This is a genomic window from Streptomyces solincola (assembly GCF_002982015.1).
In the GTDB taxonomy this organism is placed as follows: Bacteria; Actinomycetota; Actinomycetes; order Streptomycetales; family Streptomycetaceae; genus Streptomyces; species Streptomyces solincola.
Genome location: NZ_PVLV01000083.1, coordinates 1 through 10,789 on the forward strand (window position 1 = coordinate 1; position 10,789 = coordinate 10,789).

A 10,789-nucleotide genomic window follows, 5' to 3' on the forward strand; every position below is an offset into this window, starting at 1 on the left:
GGTCAGGGCCAGCAGGGCGGCGAGGGCCAGGGCGGGGGCGGGCAGGCGCACGGGGGACCTCCGGCTTCGGGTGCCGGAGATCCCATCAGCGGGCCGCCGGCCCCATCAAGGCGCAGACCGGCCAGATCGGGCCCCGGTGCGAAAGCGCGCGCGGTACTCGGTCGGGGTGCTGCCGAGCTGCCGGCGGAAGGCCCGCACCAGGGTGTCCGTCGTGCCGAAGCCGCAGACGGCGGCGACCCGTTCCAGGGTGGCGTCGCCGGACTCCAGCTCCGCGCGGGCCCGTTCGACCCGGGCGGCCTCCACATAGGCGCTGGGGGTCGCGCCCAGCTCGGTCTTGAAGATCCGGGTGAGCTGGCGCTCGCCGACGTGCGCGTACGCCGCGAGGTCGGCGACGGTCAGCCGGCCGGCCAGGTTCGCCGTGATGTGGTGGCGCAGGTCCTCGACCCGCCGGGTGGTGGAGACGGGCTCCAGCGGCACGCTGAACTGGCTCTGCCCGCCGGGCCGCTTGAGGTACATCACCAAGTGCCGGGCCACCCGCAGCGCCAGGGTCTCGCCGAGGTCGTCCGCCACCAGGGCCAGGGACAGGTCCAGGCAGGCGCTGATGCCCGCGCCCGTCCACACCGGGCCCTCCCGGACGAAGATCGGGTCCGCGTCCACCTCGACCGCCGGGTGCTCGGCGGCGAGCTGCCGGGCGGTCGACCAGTGGGTGGTGGCACGCCGGCCGTCGAGCAGCCCGGCGGCGGCCAGCAGGTGCGCGCCGACGCAGACGGAGGCGATCCGCCGCGCGCCGGCGGCCAGTTCCCGCACCCGGGCCACCACCGCCGGGTCGGTGACCGCGCGGATCCGCCCCTCGGCGTCCGTCTCCACCGATCCGGGCACCAGCAGGGTGTCGATCCGCCGCGCGGCCGCCTCCGCGAAGGTGGCGTCCGGGAGGACGCGCACCCCGGCGGCGGTGGTGACCGGCCCCGGCGTCTCGGCGGCGAGCAGCACCTCGTACTCCTGCGTGCCGCCCGACTCGCGCCGCACCAGGGAGAACACCTCCGGCGGTCCGGTGACGTCGAGCAGGTCGACGCCCTCGAACAGCACCACGACCACCAGCCGCCGCACGGCGCCCCCTCCCCGTCCCCTCCGATGTCGGTTTCTGCATGTTAGACGGCATCCCTGACACATTGCCGCCGCGGCAGCGGCCGCCATAGCGTGAACCCGCAGGTCACCACCGGTGAACTGCGCACCCGAGCAACCGACTTCGAGGAGACACCACCATGCCCACGACCACCCTGCGCGCCCTCGACGGCCTGGACGAGACGCCCGCCTCGCTCGCCTCCGCCACCCTGGTCCTGGTCGACTACCAGAACACCTACACCACCGGCGTGATGGAGCTGACCGGCTGGCGGGAGGCGCTGGACGCGGCCGCCGAACTGCTGGGGAAGGCCCGCGCGGCCGGGGCCGCGGTGATCCACGTGGTCAACGACGGCGGGGCGGGCTCCCCGTACGACATCCGGGCCGGGATCGGGCGCATCCACGACAGCGTCGCGCCGCTGGACGGCGAGCCGGTCGTCGTGAAGCAGACGCCTGACTCCTTCGCCGGCACCGACCTGGGCGCGCACGTGGACGCCGCCGGGCACCGGGACGTGGTGGTGGCCGGGTTCATGACCCACATGTGCGTCCTGGCCACCGCCTCGGGCGCGTTCCTGCGGGGCAACCGGGCCACGGTCGTCGCCGACGCCTGCGCGACCCGGCCGCTGCCGGCGGCGACCGGCCGGGCGGGCGGCCCCGGAGGCGCCGAGGTGCCCGCCGAGCAGGTGCACCGGGGCGCGCTCGCGACCGTCACCGACCTCTACGGGGTGGTGGTCGCCTCCGCCGCCGAGCTGGGCTGAACGGCGCTCACACGGTCAGGACGATCTTTCCGAAGAGGTCGCCCCGGGCCAACTGCTCGAACCCCTCGCGGGCCCGGTCCAGCGGCAGGGTGCGGTCGATGACCGGCCGTACGCCGGTGAGGGCGCAGAACGCCAGCAGGTCCTCCAGCTCGTCCTTGGAGCCCATGGTGGAGCCGACCACCTTCAGCTCCAGGAAGAAGATCCGGGTCAGTTCGGCGTGCGAGGGGCGGTCGCCGCTGGTCGCGCCGGAGATGACGACCGTGCCGCCGGGGCGCAGCGACTTCACCGAGTGCGACCAGGTCGCCGCGCCGACCGTCTCCACCACCGCGTCCACCCGGTGCGGCAGCCGGGCGCCCGGCTCGAACGCCTCGGCCGCGCCCAGCTCCACGGCCCGCCGGCGCTTGGCCTCGTCCCGGCTGGTCGCGTACACCTTCAGCCCGGCGGCCTTGCCCAGCACGATGGCGGCGGTGGCCACCCCGCCGCCGGCGCCCTGCACCAGCACCGAGTCCCCGGGGCGCACCCCGGCGTTGGTGAACAGCATCCGGTACGCGGTCAGCCAGGCGGTGGGCAGGCAGGCGGCCTCCGCGAAGGAGAGGTCCTTCGGCTTGGGCAGGACGTTCCAGGAGGGGACGGTGACCCGCTCGGCGAAGGCGCCCTGGTAGCGCTCGGTCAGCAGGGAGCGCGGCTCGTCGGGGCCGACGCCGTGCCCGCTCTGGCCGATCACCGAGTGCAGCACCACCTCCCGGCCGTCCTCGTCGATCCCGGCGGCGTCGCAGCCGAGGATCATCGGCAGCTTGTCCTCGGCCAGGCCCACTCCGCGCAGCGACCACAGGTCATGGTGGTTGAGCGAGGCGGCCTTGACGGTGACGGTGGTCCAGCCGGGGCGCGCCTCGGGGGCCGGGCGTTCGCCCAGTTCGAGGCCGTTCAGCGGCTGGTCGCGGTCGATTCGGGCGGCGTAGGCGGCGAACATGCGGCTGACCCTAGAGCGGTGGCGGGACGCGGCGGAACCACACCGGGGTGTGACACGCGCCGCGTCCCCGCCGTGGTGCGGCGTCAGTCGCGCCGCCACTGGGCCGGGCTGCCCTTGGTCGCCGGGTCCTCGTAGGAGCCGGTCCTGCCCCGGTCCACGTGGAAGCTGGTGAGGGTGGTGACCGGGGACAGCGGGTCGCGGCGGTCGGCGACGACCCGCATCCGGGTGGTGAAGCGCTGCGGCGTCAGCTCGTGGACGTCGTAGCCGTAGCGGTTGCCCTCGAAGTACTTCAGATGCGGGTTGCCCCGGCCCATCAGCGGCCCGTTGGCCGCGTTCCAGTCGGCCGAGTAGCCGCCGGAGGTCACCGAGTGGGCGGTGAACTCGGTGCCGACCAGCGGGGAGGAGGTGTCGTCGAAGTCCACCCGGAGGTCGTCCACGAAGGCGGAGTGCCAGTCGCCGGTGACCACCACCAGGTCCTCCAGGCCGCTCGTGTGCACATGGCCGAGGATCTCCCTGCGCTCGGCGAGGAAGCCGTCCCACTGGTCGGTGAACATGTACGAGCCGCCCGGCCGCCCGCGCAGTTGGCTGAGCATGATCGAGTTGGCCCAGACGTGCCAGGAGTCCGGGGCCCGGTCGATGGTCCCCTTCAGCCAGTTCTTCTGCTCCGCGCCCAGGATGGTGCCGCCCGCGAGGTTCTGCGCCGAGCGGTAGGAGCGCAGGTCCAGCACGGTCAGCTCCAGCAGGTCGCCCCAGCGCCGGGTGCGGTGCAGCACCGGGTCCGGCAGCGCCGACTCGCCGCCGTCGCGGTGCGGCATGTTCTCGTACCAGGCCTGGTACGCGGCGGCGCGCCGCTGGAGGAACGGCGCCCCGCCGCCCGTACCGCTGTAGTCGTTGGCCACCTCGTGGTCGTCCCAGGTCAGGAACCACGGGTGGGCGGCGTGCGCCTCGCGCAGGGAGGCGTCGCCCTTGTAGAGGGCGTGCCGGCGGCGGTAGTCGGCCAGGGTGAGGACCGCCGGGCCCTCGTGGTCGCGGACGTGGTCGCCGCCGACCGGCCCGTGCTCGTAGATGTAGTCGCCGAGGTGGACCACGAAGTCCACGTCCTCGCGGGCGATGCCCCGGTGGGCGGCGTAGAACCCGTCGTGGAACGCCTGGCAGTTGGCGGTGGCGAACCGCACCCGGGCCACGCTGCCGGTGGGGGCGGTCCTGGTGCGGCCCACCCGGCTGGTCCTGCCCAGCGCGCTGAAGGCGTACCAGTACGTCCGCCCGGCGGCCAGCCCCTGCACGGGGACGTGCACGCTGTGCCCGAGGGTGGCGGAGGCGGGCGCGCTGCCCCGGGCGACCACCCGGGTCAGCGCCTGGTCCTCGGCGACCACCCAGTCCACCGCCACCACCTCGGGCAGCTTCTGCTCGGCGGCGAGCGGCTCCGGAGCCAGCCGGGTCCACAGCACCACCGAGCCCGGCTGCGGGTCGCCGGAGGCCACGCCCAGGGTGAAGGGGGCCGGGTCGTAGTCCGCGCCCAGCGCCTCGGCGGCCTCCCGGGCCTGCGCGGGCGACAGGCCGGCCGACAGCGGCCAGACGGTGTTCAGCGCCCCGGCGGCGCCGGCCGCCTTCAGCAGGGTGCGTCGGTCCAGCGTCACAGCGCGCCTCCGGTGGGGGTGGTTCCCGTCGCCGCGCTCGCCGTCAGGGTGAGCGAGATGCCGTCGGCGTAGCCGTCGTTGGAGGCGCCCGAGCCGGTACGGGTGAGCACCAGCAGCAGCCGCGCGGTGCGCGCCCCGGGCGGCGCCTGCGCCCCGGCGGTCCGCTTCAGCAGCCCGGTGCGGCCGCCGCGCTCGCCGGAGGTGACCGGCCCCAGCACGCTCAGCGCCACCGGGGTCCCCCTGGCGTCCCGGAACTCCACCGAGAGGCGGGCCCCGTCCTCCTGGGTGGCGTATCCGCCGAGCCAGGCCTCCACCGCGTACCGCACCCGTCCGGCGTCGATCGCCGCGTGCCCGGTCGCCCCGGCCGCCGGCAGGGCCACGTCCTGGACGAGGGCGGTGCGCGGGGCGTTCCCGCCGCCGAAGAAGCGGCTGCCGCGCCGGTCGGGCCCGGGGTCGGCGGCGGTCGGATAGCCCCCGCCGAAGCTGTACGCGATGAGCGCGGGCGCGCCCTGCGTGATGCGCCAGCCGGTCACGGTGGCGACCGGTGCGTCGGTGCCTCCGGGTCCGGTCTCGGCGTCGCCGTTGACGACCAGGTTCACTCGCGCCTCCAGGGTGGGGTTCCAGGGCTGTCGCGCGGAGGCATTGCAGCAGCCGTGGATGGACCGGTGGAAGAGGTACGGCGAACACCGCGCCAACGCGGTGCAGCCGCCGGGTCCTCAGGGGGCGCAGGTGGCCTCGTACACCGCCCGGTGCACGGCGCGGGCCAGGCGGGCGCCCCACAGGGAGCGGGGGCCGGCGAAGGCGTGCGTCTCCTCGCCGGGCCCCGGCTCGCGGGCGGCGACGCAGACCGCGTCGGTCGGGGTGCCCGAGCAGTCGTAGCCGAGGTCCAGCAGGGCCTGCACCTTGGCCTCGGTGGCGGTGGCGACCGCGTTGACCAGGGCGGCGTCGCCGAGCGCCGCCGGCAGCAGGGCGACGATGTTGATGGTGCCGGGAGGCTGCGGGGCGCCGCCCTCGCCGGGCGCGGCCGCCCAGCTCCGTACCGAGACGCCCGAGGTCACCACGGCCTCCGCGCCGCCGTCCCGGGCGCGGGCGCGGCCGCCGACGTCGGCGGCGGTCAGCAGCCCCACACCGGGGCCGCTCGCCCCGGCCGCCGCCGCCAGCGCGGCCAGGTGCCGCTCGGGGTCGGTGCGCCGGTAGCCGTGCGCGACCTGGGCGTTCAGCACCCATGTACGGGGGCCGATCCCGCCGCCGAGGACGGCGCTGCTGACCGTGCGCCAGCCCGGCCCCAGCTCCCACAGCAGGGCGGGCAGCCGCTCGCCGTCCTCGACGCGGCTCAGCACTCTCGCGGCCGGCACGGCGGCGGGCGCGGGCACGGACACGGGCGTGCGGCTCGGCGGGACGACGGAGGTCACCGGACGGGGCTCCCAGCGAGAGGGGTACGGAGGTGCGGGCGGGACAAGCGGCGAGGGCCGCGCCGCACCCTGCACGGGGTGCGGCGCGGCCCTCGGTCGTGCTCTGCGGGGCGGCCGGTCAGCGGCGGGCGACGCCCTCGGCGCGGGCGGCGGCGGCCACCGCGGCGGTGACCGCCGGGGCGACCCGCTCGTCGAACGGCGAGGGGATCACGTAGTCCGCGGCGAGCTGGTCGCCCACCACGTCCGCGAGCGCGTTGGCGGCGGCGATCTTCATGCCCTCGGTGATCCGGGAGGCCCGGACCTGGAGGGCGCCGGCGAAGATGCCGGGGAAGGCCAGCACGTTGTTGATCTGGTTCGGGTAGTCCGAGCGGCCGGTGGCCACCACCGCGGCGTACTGGTGCGCCACGTCCGGGTGGACCTCCGGGTTCGGGTTGGCCATGGCGAACACGAACGCGCCCGGGGCCATGGAGGCGACGGCCGCCTCCGGCACCGTGCCGCCGCTGACGCCGATGAAGACGTCCGCGCCGGCCAGCGCCGACTCCAGGGTGCCGGAGACGCCGGCCTTGTTGGTCAGCTCGGCCAGCTCCCGCTTGACCGGGGTGAGGTCCTCGCGGTCGCGGCTGACGATGCCCTTGCGGTCGGCGACCGCCACGTCGCCGAGGCCGGCCTCCAGCAGGAACTTGGCGATCGCCACGCCCGCCGCACCGGCGCCGGAGATCACCGCGCGCAGCTCGCCGAGGCCGCGGCCGGTGAGCTTGGCCGCGTTGCGCAGGGCGGCCAGGGTGACCACGGCGGTGCCGTGCTGGTCGTCGTGGAAGACCGGGATGTCCAGCCGCTCCTGGAGCTTGCGCTCGATGTCGAAGCAGCGGGGGGCGGAGATGTCCTCCAGGTTGACCCCGCCGAAGGAGGGGGCGAGGCGGACGATGGTGTCCACGATCTCGTCGGTGTCGGTGGTGGCGAGCGCGATCGGGACCGCGTCGACGCCGCCGAACTGCTTGAAGAGGATCGCCTTGCCCTCCATCACGGGGAGGGAGGCCTCCGGGCCGATGTCGCCGAGCCCGAGCACCGCGGTGCCGTCCGTGACCACGGCCACGACCTGGGACTTCCAGGTGTAGTCGTGGACCAGCTCCGGCTGCTCGGCGATGGCGGTGCACACCTTGGCGACACCGGGGGTGTACGCCAGGGACAGGTCGTCCCGGTCGCGCACCGGCACGGTCGCCTGGATCGCCATCTTGCCGCCCCGGTGGAGGGCGAACGCCGGATCGAAGGGTTCGCCGGTGGCGTTGTCGGCACTCTCGATGCCGTTGTCGCTGTCGCTGCGAGGATTCACGATCTCCGCTGCCATTGTGTTGACCCCTTAAGTCTTTGCAGTTGAGGGTGGCCACTCCTGGTTGAGGAGGGGTGGGCGGACCCGCGTACGCGCCTCGCGGCGGCGGATGACCCGCCCCCGCGGGGGGAGGTTGCGTACGCGCGGGCGCGCCGCACACGCGCCCTGAGCCCCGGATGAGGGGTGTAAGGGTCTGTTCTACCGGACGATGGGCACCGGCGACGAGTCGGTATGGCCCGGTCGCGGCGGCCCGGCCGCGCGGTGTGACCGGGGTTACGCCCCTCGGCGGGGGCGGCCCGGACGGCGACGGGGGAAGTCCGGTAAAGGACGGGAAGAGCCGGAAAAGGCGGCAAGTCCGCACATCTCCCGTTTCGCCGCCGAAACACCGTCCGCATGACGAGATCGGCCGGAGATTTTCCGGCCCGGACGGGACTGTCCCGCAGAAGGTCCGGCCTTGCGGTACCGGCCTGGCGGGGTTCGGGGGTCTCCCGTTATCCGATTTTGACATGCGGAGCCCCCTGTTCGACCCCGTCCGAATGGCAAGATGCGCGTATTCGCACGAGGTCGCGACACCCGAAGGTGTGTGCCCGACCGCCTGACCTCCCCCTCGTTTCGAGCATTTCACCAGCCGGAGGAACCCGACCATGACCGCAAGCACCACCCGTACGGCCGCCGCGAAGACCCGGACGACGAAGCCGTCCCGGATAGCCGCGCTCGCCGCCGTCGCGGTCGCCGGCTCGATGCTGCTGACCGCCTGCGGCGACCAGACCAACGGCGGCGGGGGCGATTCGGGGACCGCCAAGCCCTCCGCCGCGGGCAACGCGGCGCCGCTCTTCGACAAGCTGCCGAAGAAGTACCAGGACGCCGGCAAGATCAAGGTCGGCACGGACGCCGCGTACGCGCCGATGGAGTTCGAGGAGGGCGGCAAGATCGTCGGCATCGACCCCGACATCGCCGCCGCGATCGGCAAGCAGCTCGGAGTGACCTTCGAGTTCACCAGCGGCACCTTCGACGGCCTGATCTCCTCCCTGAACACCGGCCGCCAGGACCTGGTCATGTCCGCGATGAGCGACACCAAGGCCCGCCAGGAGGGCCTGGACGACACCGGCAAGAAGGTCGGCAAGGGCGTCGACTTCGTCGACTACTTCACCTCCGGCGTCTCCCTGCTGGTCAAGAAGGGCAACCCGGAGAAGATCACCACGCTCGACGACCTGTGCGGCAAGAAGGTCGCCGTGCAGCGCGGCACCATCTACGAGGACACCTTCAAGAAGCAGGCCAAGACCTGCGAGTCGGGCAAGAAGGGCAAGCTCACCATCGAGGCGTTCGACACCGACGCCGAGGCCCAGACCCGCGTGAAGTCCGGCGGCGCGGTCGCCGACCTCAACGACTACCCGGTCGCCGCGCACATCGCGAAGACCGCCGGCGGCGGCAACGACTTCGAGGTGGCGGGCGGCCAGCTCGACGCTGGCCCGTTCGGCATCGCGGTCGCCAAGGGCAACCCGGAGCTGCGGGACGCCGTCAAGGCCGCGCTGGACGCGATCATCAAGAACGGCGAGTACGCGAAGGTCCTGGAGAAGTGGGACGTCAAGAACAGCGCCGTGACCGAGGCGACCGTCAACGGCGGCAAGTGACCGCCGTTTCCCGCACCAGGTCTGAGCACCACTGAAGGGCAGTCACGGTGACTGACAAGTTCGACAAGAAGCCGGCCGGCGAGCCGCCGGCCGACAAGGCCCCGGAGGCTCCCGGGGCTTCCGGGGCCGGCAAGGCTCCGGACGCTCCGGCGGCGCCCGCCCCCGTCCCGGCGAGGGCCGCGACCGCGGTCAGGACCGACGGCGTGCAGCCCGAGCAGATCAAGGCGATCCCGGTCCGCCACTGGGGCCGCTGGGTCAGCGGCGTCGTCGTGGTCCTCCTGCTGGGCAGCCTGGTCTGGGCCTTCGCCCAGGGCGACATCCGCTGGCAGACCGTCGGGGACCTGATCTTCGACAGCCGGATCCTGACCGGCCTCGGCAGCACCCTGCTGATCAGCGTGCTGTCGATGGCGATCGGCCTGGTGCTGGGCATCGTCTTCGCGGTGATGCGGCTGTCGAAGAACCCGGTGACCGGAGCCGTCTCCTGGCTCTACATCTGGTTCTTCCGCGGCACCCCGGTCTTCGTGCAGCTCCTGCTCTGGTTCAACCTGGCGCTGATCTTCCCGATCCTCAATCTCGGCTTCTACAAGGACGAGATGGTCGACGTCATGACGCCGTTCATGGTCGCCCTGCTGGGGCTCGGCCTGAACGAGGGCGCCTACATGGCGGAGATCGTCCGCGCGGGCATCCAGTCCGTCGACGAGGGCCAGACCGAGGCGTCCCACGCGCTCGGCATGAAGAACAGCAAGACCATGCGCCGGATCGTGCTGCCGCAGGCGATGCGGGTCATCGTGCCGCCGACCGGCAACGAGTTCATCAACCTGATGAAGACCTCCTCGCTGGTCTCCGCGGTCCAGTACACCGAGCTGCTGCGCGCCGCGCAGAACATCGGCTCCACCTCGTTCGCCATCATGGAGACGCTGCTCGTCGCCTCCGTCTGGTACCTGGTGCTGACCAGCATCTTCAGCGTCGGCCAGTACTACGTCGAGCGGCACTACGCGCGCGGCTCGCTGCGCCAGCTTCCGCCCACCCCGTGGCAGAAGGTCAAGGCGAACCTGCTCTCCCTGTCCCGCGGCAACACGACTGGAGCGTCGGCATGACCGCCATGGTGAAGGCCGAGGGCGTCCACAAGTCCTACGGCGCGGCCCACATCCTCAAGGGCATCGACCTGGAGGTGGCCGAGGGCGAGGTGTTCTGCCTGATCGGCCCGTCCGGCTCCGGCAAGTCCACCTTCCTGCGGTGCATCAACCACCTGGAGAAGATCAACGCCGGCCGGCTGTACGTCGACGGCGAGCTGGTCGGCTACCGGCAGAAGGGCGACAAGCTCTACGAGCTGAAGGACAGCGAGGTCGCGCTGAAGCGGCGCGACATCGGCATGGTGTTCCAGCGCTTCAACCTGTTCCCGCACATGACGGCCGTGGAGAACGTCATGGAAGCCCCGGTCCAGGTCAAGGGCGTGTCCAAGGCGGCGGCCCGGGAGCAGGCGAGGAAGCTGCTGGACCGGGTCGGCCTCGGCGACAAGGCCGGCAACTACCCCTCGCAGCTCTCCGGCGGCCAGCAGCAGCGGGTGGCGATCGCCCGGGCGCTCGCCATGGAGCCCAAGCTGATGCTGTTCGACGAGCCGACCTCCGCGCTCGACCCGGAGCTGGTCGGCGACGTCCTGGACGTCATGCGGGACCTGGCCGAGTCGGGCATGACCATGGTCGTGGTCACCCACGAGATGGGCTTCGCCCGCGAGGTCGGCGACTCGCTGGTCTTCATGGACGGCGGCGTCGTGGTCGAGTCCGGCCACCCGCGCGACGTGCTCACCGACCCGCAGCACGACCGGACGAAGGCGTTCCTCTCCAAGGTGCTGTAGTCCACCGGGCACGCGGGGGAAGGGGCGGTACGGGATTCCCGTACCGCCCCTTCCCCCGCGTGCCCGGTGGACTACAGCAC

General features: G+C 73.1%; 10 protein-coding genes. 4 read left to right on the plus strand and 6 right to left on the minus strand.

Going from position 1 to position 10,789, the window contains the following annotated elements:
- Positions 1 to 105: 105 nt before the first annotated feature.
- The gene (locus C6N75_RS06115; protein ID WP_181160364.1) at positions 106 to 1,170 is read right to left on the minus strand and encodes a GlxA family transcriptional regulator; all 1,065 of its coding nucleotides are present in this window, start codon (positions 1,168 to 1,170) and stop codon (positions 106 to 108) included.
- Between the two features lie 92 nt (positions 1,171 to 1,262).
- On the opposite strand from C6N75_RS06115, the gene C6N75_RS06120 reads away from it, so the two are divergent.
- Complete coding sequence (locus C6N75_RS06120; protein WP_105867813.1) at positions 1,263 to 1,877, plus strand: cysteine hydrolase family protein; 615 nt, start codon at positions 1,263 to 1,265, stop codon at positions 1,875 to 1,877.
- Between the two features lie 7 nt (positions 1,878 to 1,884).
- Here the strand turns inward: C6N75_RS06120 and C6N75_RS06125 are convergent, their stop codons facing one another.
- From C6N75_RS06125 to C6N75_RS06145, 5 genes are all read right to left on the minus strand, one after another.
- Positions 1,885 to 2,847: a zinc-binding dehydrogenase gene (locus tag C6N75_RS06125; protein WP_105867814.1), complete on the minus strand. Its 963-nt coding sequence runs from the start codon at positions 2,845 to 2,847 to the stop codon at positions 1,885 to 1,887.
- 83 nt (positions 2,848 to 2,930) lie between these two features.
- The gene (locus C6N75_RS06130) at positions 2,931 to 4,484 is read right to left on the minus strand and encodes an alkaline phosphatase D family protein (protein WP_105867815.1); all 1,554 of its coding nucleotides are present in this window, start codon (positions 4,482 to 4,484) and stop codon (positions 2,931 to 2,933) included.
- Positions 4,481 to 5,083 carry a phosphoesterase gene (locus C6N75_RS06135; RefSeq protein ID WP_105867816.1) on the minus strand — a complete coding sequence of 201 codons (603 nt, stop codon included), beginning with the start codon at positions 5,081 to 5,083 and terminating at the stop codon, positions 4,481 to 4,483. The genes C6N75_RS06130 and C6N75_RS06135 overlap by 4 nt, the downstream gene beginning before the upstream one ends.
- Before the next feature lie 117 nt (positions 5,084 to 5,200).
- On the minus strand, positions 5,201 to 5,896 hold the full coding sequence (locus tag C6N75_RS06140) for an adenosylcobinamide amidohydrolase (protein ID WP_181160362.1): 696 nt from the start codon (positions 5,894 to 5,896) through the stop codon (positions 5,201 to 5,203).
- Between the two features lie 118 nt (positions 5,897 to 6,014).
- Positions 6,015 to 7,241 (minus strand): NAD(P)-dependent malic enzyme, encoded by a 1,227-nt coding sequence (locus tag C6N75_RS06145; RefSeq protein WP_105867817.1) that lies wholly within the window; start codon positions 7,239 to 7,241, stop codon positions 6,015 to 6,017.
- A gap of 626 nt (positions 7,242 to 7,867) precedes the next feature.
- On the opposite strand from C6N75_RS06145, the gene C6N75_RS06150 reads away from it, so the two are divergent.
- From C6N75_RS06150 to C6N75_RS06160, 3 genes are read left to right on the plus strand one after another with little or no spacing between them, the layout of a single operon-like run.
- Entirely contained in the window at positions 7,868 to 8,854 is a 987-nt protein-coding gene (locus tag C6N75_RS06150) for an ABC transporter substrate-binding protein (RefSeq protein ID WP_105867818.1), read from the plus strand.
- 47 nt (positions 8,855 to 8,901) lie between these two features.
- A complete protein-coding gene (locus C6N75_RS06155) occupies positions 8,902 to 9,951 on the plus strand; it encodes an amino acid ABC transporter permease (protein ID WP_181160363.1) in 1,050 nt (349 codons plus the stop codon).
- Positions 9,948 to 10,709 (plus strand): amino acid ABC transporter ATP-binding protein, encoded by a 762-nt coding sequence (locus C6N75_RS06160; protein WP_105867819.1) that lies wholly within the window; start codon positions 9,948 to 9,950, stop codon positions 10,707 to 10,709. The genes C6N75_RS06155 and C6N75_RS06160 overlap by 4 nt, the downstream gene beginning before the upstream one ends.
- Positions 10,710 to 10,789: the final 80 nt, after the last annotated feature.

What these genes read in the sequence shown, in the direction of transcription:
- C6N75_RS06115 (WP_181160364.1), bottom strand. Translation starts at nt 1,170, where the DNA reads ATGTGTCAGGGATGCCGTCTAACATGCAGAAACCGACATCGGAGGGGA.
- C6N75_RS06120 (WP_105867813.1), top strand. Translation starts at nt 1,263, where the DNA reads ATGCCCACGACCACCCTGCGCGCCCTCGACGGCCTGGACGAGACGCCC.
- C6N75_RS06125 (WP_105867814.1), bottom strand. Translation starts at nt 2,847, where the DNA reads ATGTTCGCCGCCTACGCCGCCCGAATCGACCGCGACCAGCCGCTGAAC.
- C6N75_RS06145 (WP_105867817.1), bottom strand. Translation starts at nt 7,241, where the DNA reads ATGGCAGCGGAGATCGTGAATCCTCGCAGCGACAGCGACAACGGCATC.
- C6N75_RS06150 (WP_105867818.1), top strand. Translation starts at nt 7,868, where the DNA reads ATGACCGCAAGCACCACCCGTACGGCCGCCGCGAAGACCCGGACGACG.
- C6N75_RS06160 (WP_105867819.1), top strand. Translation starts at nt 9,948, where the DNA reads ATGACCGCCATGGTGAAGGCCGAGGGCGTCCACAAGTCCTACGGCGCG.